The organism is Erwinia sp. QL-Z3 (assembly GCF_004551645.1).
Classification (GTDB): domain Bacteria; phylum Pseudomonadota; class Gammaproteobacteria; order Enterobacterales; family Enterobacteriaceae; genus Erwinia; species Erwinia billingiae.
Window position 1 is genome coordinate 1,834,794 of the sequence record NZ_CP037950.1, and the last position, 24,891, is coordinate 1,859,684.

The following is a 24,891-nucleotide window of genomic DNA, read 5'->3' on the forward strand; positions in this document are numbered from 1 at the left end:
TAAAAAATGAAAGCAGTGGCAACTACCGCAGGCGCACTGGCGCTTCTGGCGCTGGCAGGATCCGCGCAGGCAATCGATGGCGGCGTTGACGTCGGTCGTGATTACACCAACCTGCACCTGGGTCTGGGCACCGATTCCCCAGGATTTGCGCTTTCAGGTGACTGGCTGCGTAGCGATCATGATGGCAACGTTGAGAGCCTGGGTCTGGGTTATAACGTCGCGATTGGCGATGTGTTCCTGTCGCCTGCCGCGAAAGTGATGTCGACCAACCCAACTGACAGCAAAGATGGCTATGCCGTTGCCGTCGGTGCTGGCGTGAAGGTGCCGGTCACCCACATGTTCAACGTATTTGGTGAGTACTACTACTCGCCGGACGCGTTCTCCAGCCATATCGACAACTACCAGGAAGCCTCTGGCGGCGTGAGCTTCCAGCCAATCTCGCTGGTTGACGTGCGCGTGGGCTATAAGTACATGACCATGAACGGCAAAGACGGTCGTAAAGACAACGTCATTGCTGATGGTCCTTATGTCGGTGCGTCAGTTCACTTCTGATGCGCAAGGGCGGATCGTTCGATCCGCCCCTCAACGCCCGTTTAGTGTGATTTCCCGCCTTCAATCCCGACACCCGTCTGTGAACGTACAAACTGTGCCTGGAAGCGCTTACGCTCCTCTGCGCCCGATTCCGAACTGTCGGTGATCGAGAACAGCCAGGTGCCGATAAAGGCCGCTAACATTGAGAATAGCGCCGGATACTCATACGGGAAGATCGCTTTGGCATTGCCCAGCACCTGAACCCAGATTGTCGGACCCAGCACCATCAGCATTACCGCCGTAATCAGTCCCAGCCAGCCGCCAATCATCGCGCCACGCGTGGTCAGTTTCGACCAGTACATCGACAGCAGGATAATCGGGAAGTTACAGCTCGCCGCGATAGAGAACGCCAGCCCGACCATAAAGGCGATGTTCTGCTTCTCGAACATAATCCCCAGCGCGATGGCGACAAAGCCCAGCAGCACCACGGTAATTTTCGACACCCGCAGCTCCTGCAACTCGGTGGCCTGACCTTTGCGGAACACGCTGGCATACAGGTCATGAGAGACCGCCGAAGCGCCCGCCAGGGTCAGACCGGCGACCACCGCCAGAATGGTGGCGAAGGCCACGGCAGAGATAAAGCCGAGGAACAGACTGCCGCCGACCGCATCAGCCAGATGCACCGCCGCCATATTGTTACCGCCGATCAGCACGCCGCTGGCATCCTTAAACGCCGGATTCGCGCCGACCAGCAGGATCGCACCAAAGCCGATAATAAAGGTCAGGAAGTAGAAATAGCCCATAAAACCGGTGGCATAGAACACGCTTTTGCGCGCTTCACGGGCATCGCTGACAGTGAAGAAACGCATCAAAATGTGCGGCAGGCCAGCGGTACCAAACATCAGTCCCAGCCCCAACGACAGCGCGGAGATGGGGTCGTGAACCAGCCCGCCAGGACGCATAATTTCAACGCCTTTCGGGTGCACCGCCATCGCCTGAGTAAACAGGTTATTGAAGCTGAAGCCGACGGTTTTCATTACCATAAACGCCATAAACGACGCGCCGAACAGCAGCAGCACGGCTTTGATAATCTGCACCCAGGTGGTGGCCAGCATGCCGCCGAACAACACATACATCACCATCAAAATCCCGACCAGCACCACCGCGACATGATAATCCAGGCCGAACAGCAGCTGGATCAGCTTGCCAGCGCCCACCATCTGCGCAATCAGATACAGCGCCACCACCACCAGTGAACCACAGGCGGACAGCGTGCGGATTGGCATCTGTTTCAGACGATAGGACGCCACGTCCGCGAAGGTATAGCGCCCCAGGTTACGCAGACGCTCGGCAATCAGGAACAGGATGATCGGCCAGCCGACGAGGAATCCCAGCGAATAGATCAGCCCGTCATACCCGGAGGTATAAACTAGCGCGGAAATACCCAAAAATGATGCGGCGGACATAAAGTCACCGGCCATCGCAAGACCGTTCTGGAAGCCGGTAATATTACCGCCGGCGGTATAATAATCGCTGCGCGAGCGGGTACGTTTCGACGCCCAGTAGGTAATCCCCAGCGTAAAGGCGACAAAAATCAGGAACATCACGATCGCTTCGTAATTGGTGGGCTGCTTTTGCACCGCACCGGTGATCGCATCCGCCGCCAGGGCAGAGAACGGCAGTAGCGCCGCCAGACAGAGCAATAAACGAGGGCGCTTCATCCTTTCACCTCTTTCAGCAGTTCACGGGTTAAGCGGTCGAATTCACCGTTGGCGCGCCAGACGTAGACGCCGGTCAGCAGGAAAGAGATCACGATCAGGCCAATACCAATCGGAATACCACGGGTCACGTTGGTACCGGCATGCAGAGGCGCGCCCAGCCATCCAGGCGCAAAGGCAATTAACAGAATAAAACCGACGTACAGGATGAGCATGATGACGGAGAGCAGAGTGGCAAAGGCCTGGCGTTTTCTCACCAGTTCTTTAAAGCGTGCACTCTTTTCTATCCGTTGATAAATAAGTTCATTCATCACAGAGTCTCCAGAGGTATAAGTACAGGGTTTATTTTTTTAAAAAGGGTAATGGTCAGTGAAAGGAATAATGGGCAGCGTTATTAACGACTTTTTATTACGCTGCCCATCAATAAAGGAAATCTATTAACCGGACTTAAGGCATCTTAATAGACTGTTTCTCTTCAAGTAGTTTTTCAACCACGCCAGGATCGGCCAGGGTTGAGGTATCGCCAAGATTACTGGTATCGCCGGAGGCAATTTTGCGCAGAATACGGCGCATAATTTTACCCGAGCGGGTTTTTGGCAGTGAATCCGTCCAGTGCAACACGTCCGGCGTGGCAATTGGGCCAATCTCTTTACGCACCCAGTTACGCACTTCGGCATACAGCTCTGCTGACGGTTCTTCACCGCTGTTCAGGGTGATATAGGCATAAATCGCCTGGCCTTTGATGCTGTGCTGAATACCGACCACCGCCGCTTCGGCAATTTTCGGATGCGACACCAGCGCCGACTCAATCTCTGCCGTGCCCAGACGGTGGCCTGAGACGTTCAGCACGTCATCCCCGCGACCGGTGATCCAGTAGTAGCCATCTTCATCGCGACGGGCACCGTCTCCGCTGAAGTACATGTTCTTAAAGGTGGAGAAGTAGGTCTGTTCAAAGCGATCGTGATCGCCGTACAGCGTGCGCGCCTGGCCCGGCCAGGAGTCGACAATTACCAAATTGCCTTCGCCCGCGCCTTCCTGCGGATTGCCTTCGTTGTCCACCAGTGCCGGCTGCACGCCGAAGAACGGCTTGGTCGCCGAACCGGCTTTCAGCTCGGTGGCACCCGGCAGCGGGGTGATCATAAAGCCGCCGGTTTCGGTCTGCCACCAGGTATCGACGATCGGGCAACGGCCGTCGCCAATCTTGTTGTAATACCACTCCCAGGCTTCCGGGTTAATCGGCTCGCCGACCGAACCCATGATGCGCAAGCTGCTGCGATCGGTACCTGCAATCGCCTTGTCGCCTTCGGCCATCAGGGCGCGAATGGCGGTCGGCGCGGTGTACAGCAGGGTGACCTTATGCTTATCGACCACTTCGGCCATCCGGCTGGGTTTCGGCCAGTTTGGCACCCCTTCAAACATCAGCGTGGTCGCACCACAGGCTAACGGGCCATACAGCAGATAGCTGTGGCCGGTGATCCAGCCAACGTCAGCGGTACACCAGTAAACGTCATCCGGGTGATAATCAAAGACATATTTGAAGGTGGTCGCCGCATACACCAGATAGCCGCCGGTGGTATGCAGCACGCCTTTCGGCTTGCCGGTGGAGCCGGAGGTATAAAGGATAAACAGCGGATCTTCCGCGTTCATCTCTTCGGGCTGATGGTGGGCGCTGGCTTTGTTGACCAGCTCGTGCCACCAGAGATCGCGACCATTTTCCCAGGCCACCTCTTTGCCGGTGCGGCGGAACACCACCACGTTGGCGATCGATTTCACCCCAGGATTGGCCAGCGCATCGTCGACATTTTTCTTTAACGGGATTGAACGGCCGGCGCGCACGCCTTCATCGGCGGTGACCACCAGACGGGCGTTGGAGTCGATAATACGGCCGGCAACGGCTTCCGGTGAGAAGCCGCCAAAAATAACCGAATGCACCGCGCCAATGCGGGCGCAGGCGAGCATGGCAACGGCCGCTTCAGGCACCATTGGCATATAAATAGCCACCACATCGCCGCGCTTCACGCCGAGTTCCAGCAGCACGTTGGCAAAGCGACAGACTTCCCGGTGTAACTCGCGGAAGGTCAGGGTTTTGCTTTCGCTGGCATCATCGCCTTCCCAGATAATCGCCGGATGGTCACCGCGACTGTGCAGATGGCGGTCCAGACAGTTGGCCGCCAGGTTCAGCGTGCCGTCTTCAAACCAGCGGATAGTGATATTGCCCGGCGCGAACGAGGTGTTCTTCACCGCGGTATAGGGTTTGATCCAGTCGAGAATTTTACCTTCCTGGCCCCAAAACGCATCGGGGTCCTGCACGGACTGCTGGTACATGGACTCATACTGCTGGGCATTAATCAGGGTGTTTTCCGCAATAATGGCGGGAACAGGATGTCGGTGTTGTTGGCTCATGGCTATTCTCCTTGAAGATGTTAATGATATGTCAATCAAAGGTTAATTGAAGCGAGCCGGGGAGTTTTGTTTGCTTTTTGCGCCACAGATCACGTCATAACAACAGGTAATGAAAAGCGCGAAAACGGCCGCCGGAGACGCGAAATTTGCCTTTATTTCCGTCGGTCAAAACGCCGACGCAGGCCGCTGGGCTGAGTGAAAAGTAGACAACCGAACCGCAGGGCTATTTCAGGTCACAGCACGATATTGCATAGATATGCTTTATCAGTAACAAATATTGCCAAGTATAACAATGGCTTAGTTTGTGTGGGGCTGTTTCAGAGCTTTATCCTGTCCGCAGGCTATAAAGTAGCCACATCTCGCCGAGGGTTGCAATTTACCCAGTGAAAATGGTACTTATCACGCGCCTGAAATTCAGGTTTCAACCATCCATCATCCGCGAATTAGCCGACTTCGGCCTACTCCCCTTGAGAGTGATTCATTCCGCCAACTGCGCGCGGAGACCGGGTTTTGTTAAGGAAAAAGACAAGTTATGAAAGTAAAATTCAGCCTTGCCTGGCAAATAGTGACGGCGTTAGTACTGGGGATCATCGTCGGCGCTATATTGCATAATCAGCCATCCGAACGTGAATGGTTAATCACCAACATTCTCAGCCCGGCCGGTGACATCTTTATTCACCTGATCAAAATGATCGTCGTGCCGATCGTCATCTCTACGCTGATTGTCGGTATTGCTGGCGTCGGTGATGCAAAAAAACTCGGACGCATTGGCGTGAAAACCATCGTCTATTTCGAAGTGATTACCACCATTGCCATCGTGGTAGGGATTACCCTGGCGAATGTGTTTAAACCTGGCTACGGCATTGATATGTCGACGCTGGCAACGGTGGACATCTCTAAATATGAAGCGACCACGGCACAGGTGCAGAGCGGGGCGCACAGCCTGGTCAACACCATCCTGTCGTTGATCCCGCAGAATATTTTTGCCGCGATCGCCAAGGGCGACATGCTGCCGATCATCTTCTTCTCGGTGCTGTTCGGGCTGGGGCTCTCCTCGCTGCCGTCTGAACACCGCGACCCGCTGTTGAAGGTGTTCCGCTCGACCTCGGAAGCGATGTTCAAGGTCACGCACATGATCATGCGTTATGCGCCGATTGGCGTGTTTGCGCTGATCTCGGTGACCATCGCCAACTTTGGTTTCGCCTCCCTGTGGCCGCTGGCGAAGCTGGTGATCCTGGTGTACGCCGCCATCCTGTTCTTCGCCTTTGTGGTGCTGGGCGCGGTGGCCCGACTCTGTGGCCTGCGGATTACCACGCTGATGCGCATCCTGAAAGATGAGCTGATCCTGGCATACTCCACTTCCAGCTCCGAAACCGTGTTGCCGCGCATCATGGAGAAGATGGAAGCCTACGGCGCGCCGAAATCCATCACCAGTTTTGTGGTGCCGACCGGCTACTCGTTTAACCTCGATGGCTCGACGTTGTACCAGAGCATTGCGGCGATTTTTATCGCCCAGCTGTACGGCATTGACCTGTCGATTGGGCAGGAAATCGTGCTGGTCCTGACGCTGATGGTGACCTCAAAGGGCATTGCAGGCGTACCAGGCGTCTCCTTTGTGGTGCTATTGGCCACGCTGGGTAGCGTCGGTATCCCACTGGAAGGACTGGCCTTTATCGCCGGTGTTGACCGTATCATGGATATGGCGCGTACCGCGCTGAACGTGGTCGGTAATGCGCTGGCGGTGCTGGTTATTGCCAAGTGGGAGAACCAGTTTGATGCTAAACAGGCGGTTGCCTACGAGACTAAAATGAAGACCTTAGCCTCGACGTCTTGATTTAACGCTGGTGCTGGTGGCAGGTTTTCCTGCTGCCAGCCTTCATCCATCTGATTTGTCCCACCTCGCAAAAATCACACCCTTTTTCGCAGCAGATTAATTCATATCGTTAATGTATTAATGCGTTATTCCTTTTTTCCATGCCCGCCATCTCCCTGATTCCAGAGAAGTCATTTTTTAAGCGAAAGGCTTTTAAAATAGCGATTTAATCCAAATTTAAGACGACAGGTGATAATTAATCTCATCCTGTTAATGATTAGCGTGCAATGTTTTTATTCAGTCAAATAAATCGGCCGCACGGGATTATTTTTTGCGTAAACAAAAGCCTGCATCTATAGCTACTGATATCTGGATCTGACGCGCTACGCAAAGGGAATTTAATTTCGAAACCCATCAGGTCCATTTATTTTAAGAGCCTTTCTCTTATTTAATTACGCCCGTTATCACCTTGCGGTGAGGGGTATTTCTGTCGCCTGACGGCGACCGATCCTTGTTATTTCAGGTTGACCGCTGGGGCTAAGACCTTTAAATGCATTACTGCTGTCAGTATTTCTCCCCGGGTTAGCACACTGGTGTCTGTTTTATTTCAGGCACGTGATGGGTTTTGCGTGGAGAAAAACGATGAGGTTAAAACTGAATCCGGTAATGATGGGTTTATTAGCCGCGCAGGCGGTCTTTATTCCACTGCCCGTTGCCTGGGCGGCGGTACTGGATAGTTATAATCCGACGGCGAATGACGGAAAAGTTGGTTCGCTGAATATTACCGATGGCGCTTCGCAATCGTTAACCGGCATTCAGCAATTCGATCCGGGCCTGGTCGGGACGCAGCCGACGGTGCTCGGCGACTTACTCAACAGTTCGCGCATTACCTCGGGGGCGGCGCTGATTGGTGCCGCGCGCCTCGATCCCGGCCCGCAGAATTTTGGCATCACCATTCCCGATCCCACCACCGGCGGTAACACCACTTTCCAGGTGTATAATCCCGGCAGTCTGGTCGATCAGGCTCCGGTCACCGCCGCCAACAGCGTGCCGGACGTGGTGAACGTTGGCGACCGGCAATATATCGACGCGCGGGTCTCTGACGTCACCGCTGGCGCGCTCGACGTCAATATTGGTCAGGCGGGTGCCAGCATCACTTCGGCCAACAACAGCTGGACCATGGCGGCCAAACAGACCACCTTATTCAATGCCGAAAGCACCTCCACGGCCGATCCGGCGTCAATCAACTGGACGTCGCAGAACCGCATTACTTTCACCGGCGTCGCCGCCGATCCGACCGTGCCCCGGCAATTTCAGGTTACCAACGTGGCAACTTACAACGGCGCGTTCAGCGTCACCACGCTGGATGGCAACAGCCGGGCATTTAACGTCACCAATGCGGCCAGCTTAAAAAGCTACAACGACTGGCTGATTACCGAGTTGAAAGCCGGTAATCTCGCCACCAGCAGTTACCTGACCGAATTCAATAAGGCCTTTAGCAAATCCAATCAGAATAGCGCTTACGCCATCACCGCTGACGACCCGCTGGATGATGTGGCGCAGGCGGTTGGCGACCGCGTGGTGCTGAATGCGACGGGTGCGGGTGCGACCATCACCGTGGCATCCACCGCCCGACTGGAAGTGGCGGGGGCCAACGGCGGCGCTATCCGTGCCACCAACGGTGCCACCGTGGTCAATAATGGCAAGGTGGCAAGCCAGGGCTCGTTGGGATCGGACAGCGCGGCGCTGAGCCTGAACAGCAGCACCGGCACTAACAATGGCGTGATTAATGGCGGCTTCTTCAACCGGGTTGACGGCACGGGCGTCGGCTCGACCGGCTATAACTCAAACGGGGTGAACGTTGCCGGCACCGGCACTTTCAGCAACAACCCGGGCGGCATCGTTAACTTTGCCACCACCGGTAACCCTGCCGGCGGTTACACCGCGGCCATAAACCTGACCGACAGCGCCACCGCCGATAACAGCGGCATTATCAACGTTGGCGTTAACGGTTCCAGCGCCAGCGGCACCACCAGCGGCGTGGCGGTCGGCGCAACGTCGCAGTTTACCAATAACGCGCAGGGCACCATTTATATCGGACGCGGCCCGCAAAACAGCGCCTCAGACAGCGTGGCCGATACGGCGATGAACCAGAGCGGCACCACCAGCGGTATTTCGGTCAGCGCGGGCGGCACGGCCACCAATGACGGTAACATTGTGATTGGCAGCAAAGTGCAGAATGCGGCCGGGATGCTGGCCACCGGCGGCAACAGCACCCGCATGGTCAACAACGGGACCATCAGCGTTAACGGCGCGGCCTCGACGGTGCCGCGTGAAAATATCGGCATGTCGATCGTCAACGCCGGCCTCGGCGGCAACATCAATAACGCCGGCACGCTTAACCTCAACGGCATTAACTCCACCGGGGTGAAAGTCGTCGCCACCAACGGCAATCAGGCATCCGCCAATTCAACCGGCACCATCAACGTGGCGGGCGGCGCCGATCCCGCCAGCGGCACCCGCAACTTCGGCATCTGGGTTGAAGGACAGGGAAGCGGCACCTCGACGGCCAATGTCGATGGCGCCATCAACCTGACCGGCACCGGGGCGATTGGCGTCCATGCGCGCGGCAACGCCACGGTCAATGTCGACAGCGCCGCCATTCCGAGCTTCAGCCAGGGCAGCAATCAGATTGCCTTTTTTGCCTACGGCCCCAATGCCAAAATCAATGTGGTGGGCAACAACGCCTTTGACGTCACCACCACCGGCTCAACCCTGTTCCGTCTGGAGCAAGGGGCCGATTTTGATGGCACCAACCTGGCGCTAACCGCCTCCGGAGCCAACTCGGTCGGCGTGCTGGGCACCGGCACCGGCGGCACGCAAATCAGCACCCAGAATGCCGATATCAACGTGTCCGGCACCGGCGCGACCGGGGTGATTGTCGAAGGCGGTGCCACCGGCACCATTGATGCCGCCACCAATATTAACCTCAGCGGCGCGAACGCGGTTGGCGCGATTGCGGACGGGCAGAAGCATGATTTATCGGGCAAAAACAGCGGCCAGGCCCAGACCGCGACTACGCTGGTCTCGAACGCGGCGCTGGGTTCAACGCAGAGCGGCCTGACCGGGCTGATTGCCCGCAACCGTGCGCAGCTGACCAATACCGGCGACATTAACTTTTCCGGGGCGGGCACCACCGGCATCTCGGTGGAAAGTGGTGCCACCGCCAGCAACAGCGGCAATATCTCGGTCAATAACGGCGGGACCGGCATCCGGGTGGTAGGCGGCACGCCGCAGGCGACCACCGCAAACAACACCGGCACCCTCAACATTAACGGCGGCAGCACCACCAGCCGCACCCGTGGCGTCAGCGCAACGGGCAGCAACGCCATCGCCAACCTGAATGGCGCGATCGCCATGAACGGCCTCGGTGCCATCGGTGCGGAAGCGTTGAACGGCGCGCGAGTGAATCTGAATGCGGCCTCCACCCCGGTGTTCAACAATACCGACCAGATTGCCTACCATGCGGCGGGCGCAGGCTCGGCGATCAACAGCGCGACCTCAACCAACACCGTCAGCACCGATCGCTCAACGCTGTACCGTATCGACGATGCGGCGGCGCTGAACTTCACCTCTCCGGCCGCCATCACCCTCAGCGGGGCCGACAGCACCGGAGTGATTGCCTCTGGCAGCGGCAGCCAGTTTAACAGCGGCAGCAGTCAGTTTATCGCCAACGGTGACGGCGCCACGGCGGTCAGCGTGGAAGGCGGCGCCAATGGCACCCTGGCAAGCGGCAGCACCCTCACCCTCAACGGCGCCAACAGCGTGGGCGTACGGGTCAATAATCTGCGCACTGACCTCAGCAATGCCCTCAACGGCACTTCCGCCGCCACCGCCGTCACCAGCCAGGCCAGCGTCACCGGCAGCGGTCAGAATGCCATCGGCTATGACGTCGCCAACGGCGGCACGCTGGTCAATCAGGGTAACGTCACTCTGAACGGGGCCAACAATATCGGCATCCGCACCCGCAGCGGCAGCAATATCACCAATCAGGGCGTGGTTAACGTCGCGCAGGGCACCGGGCTGGATATCAGCGGCAGCGGCACCACGCTGGCGCGCGGCGGCGAAATCAACGTGGCTGATGGCATCGCTGGCGTGCGGGTCGGCAGCGGGTCCAGCCTGGCCCTGACCGGCAGCGACACGGTGATCACCACCAACGGTACGGCGCACGGCATTCTGCTGGATAGCGGCGCCGCAGCGTTAACCGCCAGCGACGCCACGCTCAACGTTAACGGCAGCGGAAACGGCATTGAAAACCGGGTGGAAACCGGCAACGTAACGCTGAATAACCTGACGGTGAACGTCGCCAACGGCAGCGGCCTGCGCACCGCGGTGCCGTTTGATGCCGGATCGCGGGTGACCACCAACGTCTCCGGCAGCGGCACCGGTCTGAACTTCACCCAGGCCGACGGCGCTGCCACTGACAACGATCTGATCCTCGGCGACGACTATCAGTTTAACGTCAGCGGCGCGGGCGGAACCGGCATCCGCGCCAACACCACTGGCAACGTACAGTCGGCGGCGAACGTGAATATCACCAGCATCAACGGCGGCTCGGCGCTGGTGGCGGGAACCGCCCGCTCGGTGCTGAATACCGGCACCCTGACCTCCGCCAGCACCACCGCACCGGTGGTGGATCTGCGCGGCGGCACGGCGGTATTTGAAAACCTCGGTACCATCACCACCACATCGCCGCTGGGGCAGGCGGTGGCGGGCAGTGATGCCAATGACGTGGTGCTGCTGACGGAAGGGGATGTGGTCGGCGATGTCAGCACCGGCGGCGGCACGGACAGCCTGCGCTGGACAGGCGGCACGCTGAACGGCAGCCTGACGCTCGGTGGCGGCGTGAATAACTCGGCGCTGATCGATGGCGTCGATCTCAGCCAGACCCGGCATATCACCAACGGTGGCGCAACGGGTGGCGCGCTGACCTTTAACAACATCGACGCACGCGGCGGCTCCTTCGCCTCAGACGACCTGAGCAAAGGCGTCAATCTGGGCAGCGGCTGGAGCACCATCAACTTCACCGGCAGCCGCTGGGAGCTGACCGACGATCTGCAACTGGCGCACAGCACGATCGCTATCGCGGCTGATTCGATCCTGTATGCCGGTAACGGCGTCAATCCCACCCTTGCCGGCGGCAGCAACAATTCGCTGACGGTGAACAATGCCGGGATTATCGATCTGACCAACGGCAGCGGTTCGCCGGGTAATGCGCTGTCGATTGACGGTAATCTGGCCTCTGACAATGGTCAGGTAAAGCTGAACACCGATCTGAATGAGGGCGGCGTGCTGAGCAATCAGTTCACCGACAATCTGCGTGTGGAAGGCAACGCCAGCGGCACCACCTTGCTGGATGTCACGCCCAGCGTACTCAGCAACGGTAATCTGACCGATCTTAACCACAGCAGCACCGTGGAAGGCTATGAAGGGATCTCGCTGGCGCAGGTGGCAGGCAGTGCCCGCGCGGACAGCTTTGCCTTAAAAGGCGGGTATCTGGCCGCCGGGCCCTGGAGCTACGTGCTGTACAGCTTCGCGCCGGGCAGCAGTGACGCTAACCAGCGGCGGGTGGGCGACGGCAACACCAACCAGTTCTGGGATTACCGCCTGGCGAACAAATACGTCTGCGAAGGTGGCATTGCCTGCCAGCCCGGCGCCAACGTGGCGGCGGTGGCGACCACGCCGGATGGCGCGGGCCTGAGCAACCCGCCGGCTGACAATTGCGTCAAGGATGGCATTGATACCTGTGCGCCAGGCCGTCCGGCCGTGGTGCCGCAGGTGCCGGCCTATATCTCTGCGCCGCTGGGCCTGGCGTACTACACCACCGCAATCATTGATGACCTGCATAAACGTTTGGGTGAACTTCGCCATCAGCAAAGCCAGCCGGAAGGCTACGGCGGCGAAATGTTCCTGCGCTATATCGGCTCGAACATGACCTACAAAACCAACCAATCCTTTAAGGCCTTTGGCTACGATTTTGATGAGGATTACAGCGCGGTGCAGGTGGGCGGCAACCTGCTGAAGTTTGATGGTGAAAAAGACAGTCTGCGCGGCGGTATTGCCTATACGCGCGGCAACACCCGCCTGCGCCCGGATGCGGCGGACGGTTACAGCAGCACCACCTTCGACAGCGACAGCCTGGCGCTGTATGGCACCTGGCAGCGCGATAACGGCTTCTATCTGGATGGCGTGCTGTCGTACGACTGGCATCGGGGTGAAACCGATATCGCCCGGCAGAAAACGGTGGCGAAGCTGAAAGGCCAGGGCTGGACCGCCTCGCTGGAAAGTGGCTATCCGTTTGAGCTGGGCAACGGCGTGCGGCTGGAGCCGCAGGCGCAGCTGATGTATCTGCATCTGGACATAGACAACTTCACCGACAAGGACAACCTGACGGTGAAATACAATGACTACAACCAGACCATCGGGCGTCTTGGCGCGCGGCTGGACAGAACCTGGACCGATGACAGCGAACGCCAGTACACGCCGTATGTTCGCGGCAATGTCTATAAAGGGTGGGGTGGCCAGTCGAAAACCACCCTTGGTCAGCAGGGCTACGATAACTTCGATCACACCTTCACCGGCGGCCAGTTTGGTCAGATGTGGGAGTTAGGCGTGGGCGGCACCACCACCTTTAAAAATGACGTCTCGCTGTATGCGGAAGCGGATTACCGCAAAGAGATTGATGGCAACGGAGCGAAAGGCTGGCGCTATAACGCCGGCGTCCGCTGGACATTCTGACAGATCGCGGGCTGGGGAAACTCAGCCCGTTATTCCCCCTCACTGAAGATACATCCGCAATACACTAAAACCCGCCTTAATAATAATGGCTTAGCAATTCAAGGGGCATTGCCTGCCCTGGAACCGGTTCAAAGTGCACTAATCACGCAGCGGAAGGGCTTTGTCTGCTTTTTGGCCTGGATCGCAAAAGTTAGGTTAAGTCGCTAAAGTTCACTGATTTCCCGCCGAAACTATAAAAAAAGATAACTCTTCTGCCTAACCCCAATCCTGGCGACAGCCTCAAGGATGTTGATTCATGCGTACAAATTTGCCCGTAACACAGCAGGAATATGTGTTTGACGATAATGCCACTCTGATGACCACCACAGACATCAGCAGCCACATCACCTATGCCAACGATGCGTTTATTGAGGCCAGCGGATTTTCGCCGGAAGAGATCGTCGGCCAGCCGCACAATATGGTGCGCCATCCGGATATGCCGCCTGAAGCCTTTGCCGATATGTGGGCGACCCTCAAGCAGGGCGAACCCTGGACCGGGCTGGTGAAAAACCGCCGTAAAAATGGCGATCATTACTGGGTGCGTGCCAACGCCATTCCGGTGGTCCGGGACGGCAAGGTGCAGGGATTTATGTCGGTTCGCACCAAACCCGGCAAGCAGGAAGTGCGTGAAACCGAAAAGCTGTACCGCGAGTTCCGCGAAGGGAAGCGTAAAGGCTGGCGCTTCCATAAAGGGCTGCTGGTGCGTACCGGCTTGCTGAGCTGGACCACGCTGTTTAAAACCCTGTCTCTGCGCTGGCGCATCCGCAGCGCGATGATCGCCTTGTTGCCGTTGGCGCTGCTGGGCGTCTGGCTACTGGGCTTGCCGGGCCGGTCGCTGGCGATCTTTGCCGCCGTCATGGCGGTGCTGTTAATGCTGGCGTCGGCCTGGCTGGAGCAGCAGATTTCCCGCCCGATCGAGCGGATGTGCCAGCAGGCGCTGAAGGTGGCGACCGGGGCCAGCCACAAGGGGGATGAAACCGATCGGGTGGATGACGTCGGCATGACGCTGCGGGCGGTGGGTCAGCTGGGGCTGATGTTCCGCTGGCTGGTGGATGACGTCAGCGGCCAGGCGATTAACGTGCTGAGTGCCAGCGATGCCATCGCCCACGGCAACAACGAACTGAGCCGCCGCACCGAACAAGCGGCCGCCAACGTGCAGCAAACCGCCGCCACCATGAACGAAATGACCGCGACGGTGCAGAGCAATACCGAAACCGCCCGTCAGGTGAACACGCTGTCGAAAAGCACCAGCGATGTGGCCACCAAAGGCGGCAAGGCGATGAACGAGATGGTGACGATGATGGCCGAAATCGACGAGAGTTCGAAGAAAATCGCCAGCATTACCAGCGTGATCGACGGCATTGCCTTCCAGACCAATATCCTGGCGCTGAACGCCGCGGTGGAAGCCGCACGCGCCGGCGAGCAGGGTAAAGGCTTTGCGGTGGTGGCTGGCGAAGTCCGCAGCCTGGCGCAACGCAGCGCGGTCGCCGCCAGTGAGATCAAGAATCTGGTGGAAAACAGCGCCACCAAGGTGCGTTTAGGCAGCGATCACGTCAATGATGCCGGTAAAACCATGGAAAACATCGTCAGCCAGGTCCAGAACGTCACCTCACTGATTGCGCAGATCAGCGCGGCGACCTCCGAGCAGGCCACCGCGCTCAGCGAAGTCAGCCTGGCGGTGGAAGACCTGGATAACATCACCCATCAAAACGCCGCGCGGGTGGAAGAGGGCGCTCAGGCCTCCGGCCGCATGACGCGTCAGGCAACGCGGCTGGTGGAAGCGATCAGCGTCTTCCGCTAACCCCGGTCCCGGTTGCGGCGCGCGAATGCGCGGCAACCGGCTCGCGTTGGCCAGTCCGGTTGCCGCATAATAATGCACTGCAACCGGCTCGCATTGGCCAGTCCGATTGCCGCATAATATTGCACTGCAACCGGCTCGCATTTCTCACCGGTGGCGTGATACGTTTCTGTCACCACCTGCCGCCGGTAACCGTCATGTCGACCACCTTTATCCCCGAATTTTCCACCCGTCCACTGATCCCTTTTGCCCATGATTATCAGCATGGCGACCGCGAACAGATGCACCACCACGACTGCGCGCAGCTGATCCACAGCCTGACCGGCGTGGTCAGGGTTGAAACCGCCGCCGGACACTGGATTGTGCCGCCGGGGCGCGGCGTCTGGATGCCCGCTGGCGTGCGGCATGCGTTGCAGATCACCGGCCAGGTGGCGGCGAGGACGCTGTTTATCGACCCGCTCGCCCGCGCGGATTTGCCGGTCAGCTGTCAGGTGGTGCAGGTTTCGCCGTTGCTGAGAGAGTTGATCGTCAGCTCGCTGTCGCTGCCGCCGTCTTATTCGGCCAACACCCGCACCGAGCGGATTTACGAGCTGATGCTGGATGAAATCCGGGTGATGGCGGCGTTGCCGTTTTGCCTGCCGGAGCCACAGACGCCGCCGCTGGTGGCCCTGTGCCAACGCATCCGCACGCAGCCCGCCGAACGCTGGACGCTGGAAAATAGCGCCAGCCAGCTGAGTGTCAGCAGCAGGACGCTGGCCCGACGTTTTTATCAGGAAACCGGCCTGCAGTTCAGTGACTGGGTGCGCCGCGCCAGGCTGATGGAAGCCCTGACGCGGCTGGCAGCGGGTGAGTCGGTGCTGCGCGTGGCGCTGGATATGGGTTACGAAAGCCACAGTGCCTTCAGCGCCATGTTCCGGCGGATTATGGGCGTGGCGCCCAGCGACTATTTCCCGGCCAAAGACGTCCAGTGAGCGAAGGCGTTGAGCAGCGCCTGCAGAGAAGCTCTGGCCACGTCGCCATCGATGCCGACGCCCCAGCTGCTCTGGCCGTCCGGCAGGATGCAGCGCAGATAGGTCACCGAGCGGCTGTCACTGTGTTGCCCCAGCGTATGCTCGTGGTAATCCTGGATCGACAGCGTGACGTTATAGGTTTTGCTCAATGCCGCCACGGCCGCCGACAGCAGGCCCTTTCCCCGACCGTCCAGTTTCTGGCGTTTTTCGCCCTGCCAAAGTTCGCCCTGTAACAGCAGTTCGCCGCCTTCGCTCTGACTGCGGTAATCATGCAGTTGCAGCGCGGGCGAGGTTAAGCCATACAGGCGGCAGAACAGTTGCCAGATGGCGGCCTGGGTCATTTCCCCGCCTTCGCTGTCGGCCTGCTGCTGCACGTGATGGCTGAAATGCTGTTGCAGCGCGCGAGGCAGGGACAGGCCGTGGTTTTGCTCGATCATCCAGGCGGCACCGCTTTTCCCCGACTGGCTGTTAACGCGGATCACCGCTTCATAGCTGCAACCGATATCCGCCGGATCGATGGGCAGATACGGCACTTCCCACTGCGCGTCCGGCGTCTGCCGGCGGGCGCTGAAGCCTTTTTTAATCGCATCCTGATGCGATCCGGAAAAGGCGGTAAACACCAGTTCACCGGCATACGGATGGCGGGGATGCACCGGCAGCTGGTTGCACTGCTCGACGGTTTCCACCACCTGTTTAATCTGGCTGAAATCGAGACCCGGCGGGATGCCCTGGGTATAAAGGTTCAGCGCCAGCGTCACCAGATCGACATTGCCGGTGCGCTCGCCGTTGCCAAACAGGCAGCCTTCAACGCGGTCGGCCCCGGCCAGCATCGCCAGTTCGGCACAGGCTATGCCGGTGCCACGGTCGTTATGCGGGTGCACGCTGATACACACCTGCGATCGCGCCGAAAAATGGCGGCAGAAGTGCTCAATCTGATCGGCATAAACGTTCGGGGTGTTCACTTCCACCGTGGCCGGTAAGTTGACGATCATCGGGCGTTCGGCACAGGGTTGCCAGACGGCGGCGACGGCTTCACAAATCTCCAGCGCAAAGTCACTTTCGGTAAAACAGAAGGTTTCCGGCGAGTATTCAAACGTCCACCGGGTGGCCGGGTTCTCTTCGCAGCGCTGGCGAATTTGTCGGGTGGCGTTGACTGCCAGCGCGACGATCTCTTCCCGGCTTTGGCGGAACACCAGCTTACGGAACACCGGTGCGGTGGCGTTATACAGATGCAAAGTGGCGCGATGTGCGCCTTCAAGGGCGGCAAAGGTGCGGTCGATTAAGTCACTGCGGGCCTGGGTCAGTACCTGAATGGTGACGTTTTCGGGGATATGATCCCCTTCGATCAGCTCACGGACAAAGGCAAAGTCCGTCTGTGACGCCGACGGAAACGCCACTTCAATTTCGGTGAAACCGCACTGCAGCAGCAGGTTCCAGAACAGCATTTTGCGCTGGCTGTCCATCGGCTCGGCCAGCGCCTGATTGCCGTCGCGGAGATCGGGGGATAACCAGCGTGGTGCCTGGGTTAAGGTCCTGCCCGGCCACTGACGGTCGGGGAGTGCCAGCACCGGGGACGTGGGGTATTTTTCTGCGGGGGATAACAGCATGATGAGTCTCCTGAAAAGGGAGAACCATCATGACCGCAGGTCGCGGCAGAGACTGGCGGAAAGCTGACAATCAGTGTGGCAAAAGTGACAAATGAAAAAAAAGCAGACCTTGCGGTCTGCCTTCTGAACGCCCTGGAATTGGCGTGTTGAACCAAAGAGATTTGCTGTCAGCGGTATTAATTGTTGGTTGTATAAAAATCCGCTGGCTTATTTTTTATAGGAAAACAATCTTTGCCACAAGCTGTTCATGGAAATCCGCCATATTTTTAAGCCATTTCTCGGAAAATTGCAGCAAGCTTTACGGTGAAATGTGACAAAAACAACACTCTCCTGACCTTTTTCAGAATGTGAAACATTTCGTCCGGGTAATGAGTAATCATAAAACTGATCTATATCAGTCGGTTGTAATTAACGTTGAAAAAAATTCACTGATTGTAACGGCATGTATCAGGTTTTTTAAAACGTCAGCAGGACATTATTCTGCTGTGGCCTTTATATTAAGAATGAATAATTAGCGGAGTCAGTAATCGCTATTTTAGTATTGCCGCCAGATTTTCTGGAAATGCGCTTCTATTACTGCATCGCGTTACTGACTCTTTTTGCCCAATCACGAAAAATAATTCAGCTACAGTTAGACACTTAGCTCGTTTTCCCCTTCATCATTCACATCATCAGAGAGAGAAGCGTCATGAGTCAGTTTTTTATGAATCAGAAGAGCGGCCTGGTCAATGAAGCCATCGAAGGTGCCCTGATTAGCAGTGGTTATCACAATATCAGTCAGCTGGACGTGGGGCCGGATATCCGGGTGGTGGTGCGCAATGACTGGGATAAGTCGCGCGTGGCGTTGATTTCCGGCGGTGGTTCCGGTCATGAGCCGGCTCACGTTGGTTTTGTCGGCAAAGGGATGCTGACCGCAGCCGTTTGCGGCGATATTTTTGCCTCACCCAGCGTTGACGCGGTATTAAGCGCCATTGTTAACGTAACCGGTAAGAAAGGCTGTTTGCTGATCGTCAAAAACTACACCGGCGATCGGCTCAATTTTGGTCTGGCGGCGGAGAAGGCGAAGAAGCTGGGCTTCAAGGTCGATTTGGTGATGGTGACCGATGATATCGCCCTGCCGGATAACCCGCAGCCGCGCGGCATTGCGGGAACGGCGTTGGTGCATAAGGTGGCCGGTTATGCGGCAGAGCAGGGCAAATCCTTAAAAGACGTGACGGCGCTGGCGAATAAAGCGATTGCGGCCACGGCGAGTATTGGTTTGGCATTTTCCACCTGTCATGTGCCTGGTGAGACGCGCGACGATCGGGTGAAGGAAGGGCAGAGCGAGTTGGGCATGGGCATTCATGGCGAACCGGGTGCATCGACGCTGAAGACGCAGAACAGCGAGGAGATCGTCAGCGTGTTGGTGGAGAAGCTGGCGAAGCACAATCCGGATGGCAAGAAGGTGGCGTTGTTAGTGAACAATCTGGGCGGTTTTTCGGCGCTGGAGATGGCGGTGCTAACCCGCGAGGTGTTGAAAACGGATTTAGGTAAAACCGTTAAGCAGTTGGTGGGGCCGGCAACCCTGGTGAGTGCGTTGGACATGAAGGGCTTTTCCCTTTCGACGCTGGTATTGACGCCTTCGTTGGAGGAAGCATTGCTGGCGCCGGTCGAGGCCAGCGGTTGGCAGTCGGCGGTGAAGGTGAAGGCTCCGAAGGTGATCAAAGGTAAGAAAGTGGCCTCCCAGCAGAAGGTGAAGCCATCGGAGAATGTCAGGGTTGCTGCGGTGGTGAAGGCCATTTGCAGCACGTTGGTGGGATTAGAGAGTGAGTTGAATCAGCTGGATGCGAAGGTCGGTGACGGTGACACCGGTTCAACCTTTGCGGCCGGCGCGGGCAAGGTGTTGAAGGACTTAAAGGCGAAGGCATTGCCATTAGACGATCTGTCCAGTCTGCTGACCTATGTCGGTGAGCAGTTAGCGGTGGTGATGGGCGGTTCCAGCGGGGTATTGATGTCGATTATGTTTACCGCGGCGGGGCAGAAGCTGGAAGAGGGCGAGCCGTTGGCGAAGGCGTTGAGTTGGGGTCTGGACAGAATGCAGCATTACGGCGGCGCGCAGCCGGGTCATCGCACGATGATCGATGCGTTGCATCCGGCCTTTGAAGCCTTGGTCGCCGGTAAGGATTTGAAGAAGGTGGCTGCCGCGGCGAAGAAGGGGGCGGACAGCACCGCGAAGATGAGTTCAGCCAAAGCCGGACGTTCATCGTATCTGAACAAGGACAGTCTGAACGGGGTGAAAGACCCAGGCGCTTATGCCGTGGAGCAGGTGTTTGCTGAGTTGGCTAAGGGCGGTAAGGCTTAAGGGGTAAGGTCAAAACCGGCTCGGGTGTCTCGGCGTCGGCAGAGTGCGCGTGATCCGAGGCGCCGTGAACCCATCCCTGGGGGCTTGGCTGCCGCATCCCTGCGGCAGACACTCGGCTAACGCGCACTCTGCCGCCACCCTTAATCTTCTGAGTTGTTGGTGGGATTTGGGGATGCACAGGTCAAGGGCTGACTCGGTGGTATGCCGCCAGCCCCAGTCGCAATGCACCGATAGCGGCCTGGCGATGATTGGAGGGGAAAAGGTGCCGCTGAGTCATTGAACCACGCATAAAAAAGCCCGATATATCGGGCTTTTTTTACAAGGGCTTTCTGCCCGCAGGTTCTGCTGTTGCGGGATTACTCGACGGTGACGTCCTGTGGGTCGGGCAGATTATCCAGCGTGCGCTCGAAGCTGCGCAGACGTTTGTAGATCGACAACAGCTCCACCAGCGTGGTCCACGAGTTAATCAGATACTGGAAGGAGCCGCGAACCTGATCGAAAACGTTGGTGATCTGCGTCAGCAACCCGAGGGTGATGGCGCCGGTGATGATCGACGGGAACAGCACAAACAGACTGAATACCGCATCAAGCTGCAGATACAGAATGCGCGCAATGTTGAAGTACAGATAGTGGAAGTACAGGCGGAAATAGTTGCGGCGCACGTTGGAGAACAGCTCGCGCACGGTCGGTGGACGGGCGCGGTGCGGATCGTCTTCGCCGTAGACCAGCTCTTTACGGTACGCGGCTTCAACCCGCTGATTCCTGAACTCCAGACCCGGCAGCTTAATCCCGATAACCGCCAGCAGGCCGGTTCCCAGCAAGGACCACAGCAGCGCGGCAATCACCAGCGAATAGGGAATGCTGCCCAAAATCGGAATGGTTTTGACGTGGACCGACAGCGCGACCAGCACCGGTAAAAAGGCAATCAGCAGCATGATCGAATTGATAAAGCTGGTGCCCATATCTTCCAGCGTCGAAGAGAAACGCATGGTGTCTTCCTGCACACGCTGAGCCGCACCTTCAATGCCCCGCAGTTCCGGCCAATGATCCATATAGTAATTGTTCATCGCCGTGCGCCAGCGGAATATGTAGTGGCTGACAAAGAACATATTCAGCACGCCGACTACCACCGCAATCATCGCAATACTCAAAAATCCCTGAAGCTGCAGGTAAAATGCTTCGATCTTGATGGTATTAGGGTGCGACATCGCCTTTTGAATTAAATCATAGAAAGGCTCGTACCAGGCATTCACCGCCACGCTGACCTGCACCGAAAACCAGGTGGCGAAGATAATCAGCGCTGAACCCAGAATCGACCAACGCTGCCACGGATGCGGGCTGACGATGGCCCAGAAGGCATAAAATATCGCTACCACCAGCAGATAGTAGAGATAAAAAGCCAGCGCGCTGGGTGCGATAAAGCGCAGTGCGTTATTCGGTAACGGTTCCTGCGCGTTGCCAGCAAAGGCCGAAAAGTGAGTCATCCAGGTACTGGCACCCGCAAACCACAACAAAATGGCCAGGGCACTCCAGAGCACGACACTTCCAAAAAACAGCCCCGGTCGGGGAAAAAATGATTTGAACATAATGACTCCAAATAATGTGCTCTTTTTTTATAACGCTTTTTGCTGTGAACAATCTTATCGCGGTTGTTTCCGAAAGTGTCAGCCCTAAATAAACGCTGAATGTTTTTTAAACAATGCCGATAAACAGGAAAGAACCTCTGACATTCATCTGAAATCGCTTGAAATTACAGCGCTTTTCAGTTTATAGCTATTAAGAATATTCTTAGAAAAAACAGACGGCCTGCTGATAAAAGGCAGCGTTGAGCCCATTGGCGTCAAGCCCTGACGCACTTGAAAGCCAGGGGTCTGGACAGGCAAATACCCGTCCAGACCTTCAGCAACCAGGCGAAAAGACCATGACAGAAAATAGCGATGTGATGTACCGCTTATTGGTACAGAGCGTAGGGGATTACGCAATTTATATGCTCAAGCCGGATGGCACCGTCGCCAACTGGAATGCCGGCGCACAGCGCGCCAAAGGCTATCTGCCGGACGAAATTGTCGGGAAAAACTTCTCGCTGTTTTACAGCGAACAGGACCGCGCTAAAGGCCTCCCGCAGCATGGGCTGGAAATCGCCAGCCGCACCGGGCGCTATGAAGTGGAAGGCTGGCGCTATCGCAAAGACGGCAGCGCCTTTTGGGCGCATGTGATTATTGATGCTGTGCGCGCGGAAGACGGCACGCTGATTGGCTTTGCCAAAATTACCCGCGACTGCACCGAACAAAAGGCCGCCCAGGCCGGGCAGCGCGCGCATGAAGAAAAATTTCGCCTGCTGGGGGATGGCGTCAAAGATTACGCCATCTACATGCTGGATGCCGAAGGCAACGTGGTGAACTGGAACGCCGGTGCCACCCGGTCAAAAGGCTATACCGCCGATGAGATCGTCGGAAAACACTTTTCGGTGTTCTACAGCACCCAGGATCGGCTGGCGAAAGTGCCGGAAGCCAACCTGCGGACCGCACACCGCACCGGACGTTTTGAAGAGCAGGGCTATCGCTACCGCAAAGACGGCAGCGCTTTCTTTGCCCACGTGGTGATTGATGCGGTCCACGACGACGACGGCAAGCTGATCGGCTACGCCAAAATCACCCGCGACTGTACCGAACAACAGCGTCTGCTGGTCGAGCAGCGTGAAAGGGAGCAGGTGTTCCGCCTGCTGGTGGAAGGCGTCACCGATTACGCCATCTACATGCTGGATCCGAATGGCCTGGTGGTGAACTGGAACGCCGGTGCGCGGCGGGCCAAAGGCTACAGCGCCGACGAAATTGTCGGAAAGCACTTCTCCTGTTTCTACAGCGCGCAGGATCGCCTGGCGCGCCTACCTGAAACCAATCTGAAACTGGCTGAAACCACCGGTCGCTTTGACGACGAGGGCTGGCGCTACCGCAAAGATGGCAGCGCGTTCTGGGCCCATGTGGTGATCGACGCCATCCATAACGACAGTGGTCAGCTGATTGGCTACGCCAAAATCACCCGCGACTGCACCGAAGTGCGGGAATACGAGCAGCAGATTTTAAGGGCGAAGGATCTGGCCGAGCAGACCAGCGCCAGGACGGCGTCGCTGTCAAAATTCCTCGACACCATCATCGCCAATATTCCCTCTTCGGTGATTGTGGAAGACGTGGTTTCGCGCGAAATCCTGCTGATGAACAACAAGGCCGAACAGCTGCTGGGGCTGACTCAGCAGCAGATGAGCGGCAAAAAGCTGGCAGCCTGCCTGACCTCTGAAATGAGCGACTATTTCACCCAGCTTTCCACCGCCGCGCAGCGCTTCGAAGGGCTGCATAAAAACGAGCAGCTGTTAAATACCCGTGGCGGCGAGCGGATTATCTCCGCCTCGGCGGCGATTATTCGCGGCAACGATGCGCGCACTAACTACGTGCTGCTGATTGCCGATGACGTCACCGATCAGCGTGCGGCGGATGCGCGCATTCACCATATGGCGCATCACGATAACCTCACCAGCCTGCCGAACCGCGTGCTGTTCAGTCAGCGGCTTAATGAGGCGCTGCGTGCCGATCGCGAGGCCGGGAAACTGACCGCCACGCTGGGTCTGGATCTCGATAACTTTAAAAACGTCAACGATGCGCTTGGCCATCAGGTCGGCGACGATCTGCTGCGCGCGGTAGCCAGCCGGTTGCGCGGGGTACTGCGCGATGTCGATACGCTTGCGCGGAATGGCGGCGACGAATTCTCGATTGTGCTGCCCGGCCTGACCCATCAGCAGGAAGCCGACGCGATTGCTCACCGGCTGATTGAAGTGACCAAATTGCCGTTTAACGTCGATGGCCATAACCTCTCGGTCGGGCTGAGCATCGGCATCGCGATTGGCGGCCGCGAGCTGGCCACGCCGGAGCAGCTGTTGCGCTGTGCCGATATGGCGCTGTATGAAGCCAAGCGCAACGGCCGTAACCGCTTCGAACACTTCTCGGTGCAAATGGGCGAAGCCGCCAATCTGCGTCGGATGATTGAAAATGACCTGCGCGATGCGATTACCCACAAGCATCTGCGGCTCTACTATCAGCCGATTACCAACAATCACGGTCGCGAAATCATCGGCTACGAAGCGCTGATGCGGTGGCATCACCCGGAAAAAGGGCTGATCATGCCGATGGACTTTATCCCGATTGCCGAAGAAACCGGGTTACTCCACAGCCTGGGCGCTTATGCCCTGTATGAAGCCTGCCGCGAGGCCGCCAACTGGCCGGCGCACCAGAGCGTGGCGGTTAACCTGTCGCCGCTGCAATTTAAAAACAGCTCGCTGGTGTCGGTGGTGGAAGCGGCGCTGAAAGACTCCGGGCTGGAGCCGGGCAGGCTGGAAGTGGAGATCACCGAGTCGGTGCTGCTCGACAACACGCTGGTCAATATCCGCACCTTGCAGAAGCTGAAGGCGCTGGGCGTGCGCATTGCGCTGGATGATTTTGGCACCGGTTATTCGTCGCTCAGCTATCTGCGATCCTTCCCGTTCGACAAAATCAAAATTGATAAGTCATTTATCAACGATATGAAGGACAGCCGTGAAGCGCTGGCGATTATTCGCGCCATTACCGGCATGAGCCGCAGTCTGGATATTCAAATTACCGCAGAAGGGGTGGAGAGCAATGAGCAGTTTGAACAGCTGAAAAGTGAAGGCTGTACGCTGTTCCAGGGCTATTTCTTCGGGCGACCGCAGCCGCCAGAAACCCGACTCAAGGTGTTTAATCCGCCGGAAAGATTTGCTGAAGTCTCAGCCGAAAAGTAAGCCTGCCGCCGGTATTGCCTGAACCG

The 24,891-nt window shown here is 57.6% G+C and carries 12 protein-coding genes; 7 read left to right on the forward strand and 5 right to left on the reverse strand.

Going from position 1 to position 24,891, the window contains the following annotated elements; all coding sequences use genetic code 11:
- Positions 1–6 precede the first annotated feature (6 nt).
- Entirely contained in the window at positions 7–552 is a 546-nt protein-coding gene (locus E2F51_RS09060) for a YfaZ family outer membrane protein (RefSeq protein WP_134823252.1), read from the forward strand.
- 41 nt (positions 553–593) lie between these two features.
- Here the strand turns inward: E2F51_RS09060 and actP are convergent, their stop codons facing one another.
- The 3 genes from actP to acs form a co-directional block, all read right to left on the reverse strand.
- Positions 594–2,252 (reverse strand): cation/acetate symporter ActP, encoded by a 1,659-nt coding sequence (gene actP, locus E2F51_RS09065; protein WP_134823253.1) that lies wholly within the window; start codon positions 2,250–2,252, stop codon positions 594–596.
- A complete protein-coding gene (locus E2F51_RS09070; protein ID WP_013200401.1) occupies positions 2,249–2,560 on the reverse strand; it encodes a DUF485 domain-containing protein in 312 nt (103 codons plus the stop codon). Before E2F51_RS09070 ends, actP begins: the two co-directional genes overlap by 4 nt.
- 136 nt (positions 2,561–2,696) lie before the next feature.
- Complete coding sequence (gene acs / locus E2F51_RS09075) at positions 2,697–4,652, reverse strand: acetate--CoA ligase (RefSeq protein ID WP_134823254.1); 1,956 nt, start codon at positions 4,650–4,652, stop codon at positions 2,697–2,699.
- Between the two features lie 532 nt (positions 4,653–5,184).
- Between acs and gltP the strand changes: the two genes are divergently transcribed.
- From gltP to E2F51_RS09095, 4 genes are all read left to right on the forward strand, one after another.
- A complete protein-coding gene (gene gltP, locus E2F51_RS09080; protein ID WP_134823255.1) occupies positions 5,185–6,486 on the forward strand; it encodes a glutamate/aspartate:proton symporter GltP in 1,302 nt (433 codons plus the stop codon).
- Positions 6,487–7,107: 621 nt separating this feature from the next.
- Positions 7,108–13,263 carry an autotransporter outer membrane beta-barrel domain-containing protein gene (locus tag E2F51_RS09085; RefSeq protein WP_134823256.1) on the forward strand — a complete coding sequence of 2,052 codons (6,156 nt, stop codon included), beginning with the start codon at positions 7,108–7,110 and terminating at the stop codon, positions 13,261–13,263.
- Between the two features lie 295 nt (positions 13,264–13,558).
- On the forward strand, positions 13,559–15,103 hold the full coding sequence (locus E2F51_RS09090) for a PAS domain-containing methyl-accepting chemotaxis protein (protein WP_134823257.1): 1,545 nt from the start codon (positions 13,559–13,561) through the stop codon (positions 15,101–15,103).
- Between the two features lie 194 nt (positions 15,104–15,297).
- Entirely contained in the window at positions 15,298–16,071 is a 774-nt protein-coding gene (locus tag E2F51_RS09095) for a helix-turn-helix transcriptional regulator (RefSeq protein WP_013200405.1), read from the forward strand.
- Here the strand turns inward: E2F51_RS09095 and leuA are convergent.
- Complete coding sequence (leuA, locus tag E2F51_RS09100; protein WP_134823258.1) at positions 16,044–17,717, reverse strand: 2-isopropylmalate synthase; 1,674 nt, start codon at positions 17,715–17,717, stop codon at positions 16,044–16,046. The genes E2F51_RS09095 and leuA overlap by 28 nt on opposite strands.
- Before the next feature lie 688 nt (positions 17,718–18,405).
- On the opposite strand from leuA, the gene E2F51_RS09105 reads away from it, so the two are divergent.
- A complete protein-coding gene (locus E2F51_RS09105; RefSeq protein ID WP_134823259.1) occupies positions 18,406–20,058 on the forward strand; it encodes a dihydroxyacetone kinase subunit DhaK in 1,653 nt (550 codons plus the stop codon).
- A 356-nt stretch (positions 20,059–20,414) separates the two neighbouring features.
- Here E2F51_RS09105 and sbmA read toward each other — a convergent pair whose 3' ends face one another.
- A complete protein-coding gene (sbmA, locus tag E2F51_RS09110; RefSeq protein WP_134823260.1) occupies positions 20,415–21,644 on the reverse strand; it encodes a peptide antibiotic transporter SbmA in 1,230 nt (409 codons plus the stop codon).
- A 335-nt stretch (positions 21,645–21,979) separates the two neighbouring features.
- Here sbmA and E2F51_RS09115 point away from each other — a divergent pair, with 335 nt between their 5' ends.
- Positions 21,980–24,865: a bifunctional diguanylate cyclase/phosphodiesterase gene (locus E2F51_RS09115; protein ID WP_134823261.1), complete on the forward strand. Its 2,886-nt coding sequence runs from the start codon at positions 21,980–21,982 to the stop codon at positions 24,863–24,865.
- Positions 24,866–24,891: the final 26 nt, after the last annotated feature.

Coding starts and splice junctions, on each gene's coding strand:
- E2F51_RS09115 (WP_134823261.1), top strand. CDS start 21,980: ATGACAGAAAATAGCGATGTGATGTACCGCTTATTGGTACAGAGCGTA.
- E2F51_RS09060 (WP_134823252.1), top strand. CDS start 7: ATGAAAGCAGTGGCAACTACCGCAGGCGCACTGGCGCTTCTGGCGCTG.
- gltP (WP_134823255.1), top strand. CDS start 5,185: ATGAAAGTAAAATTCAGCCTTGCCTGGCAAATAGTGACGGCGTTAGTA.
- actP (WP_134823253.1), bottom strand. CDS start 2,252: ATGAAGCGCCCTCGTTTATTGCTCTGTCTGGCGGCGCTACTGCCGTTC.
- E2F51_RS09105 (WP_134823259.1), top strand. CDS start 18,406: ATGAGTCAGTTTTTTATGAATCAGAAGAGCGGCCTGGTCAATGAAGCC.
- E2F51_RS09095 (WP_013200405.1), top strand. CDS start 15,298: ATGTCGACCACCTTTATCCCCGAATTTTCCACCCGTCCACTGATCCCT.
- E2F51_RS09070 (WP_013200401.1), bottom strand. CDS start 2,560: ATGAATGAACTTATTTATCAACGGATAGAAAAGAGTGCACGCTTTAAA.
- E2F51_RS09085 (WP_134823256.1), top strand. CDS start 7,108: ATGAGGTTAAAACTGAATCCGGTAATGATGGGTTTATTAGCCGCGCAG.
- acs (WP_134823254.1), bottom strand. CDS start 4,652: ATGAGCCAACAACACCGACATCCTGTTCCCGCCATTATTGCGGAAAAC.
- E2F51_RS09090 (WP_134823257.1), top strand. CDS start 13,559: ATGCGTACAAATTTGCCCGTAACACAGCAGGAATATGTGTTTGACGAT.
- sbmA (WP_134823260.1), bottom strand. CDS start 21,644: ATGTTCAAATCATTTTTTCCCCGACCGGGGCTGTTTTTTGGAAGTGTC.
- leuA (WP_134823258.1), bottom strand. CDS start 17,717: ATGCTGTTATCCCCCGCAGAAAAATACCCCACGTCCCCGGTGCTGGCA.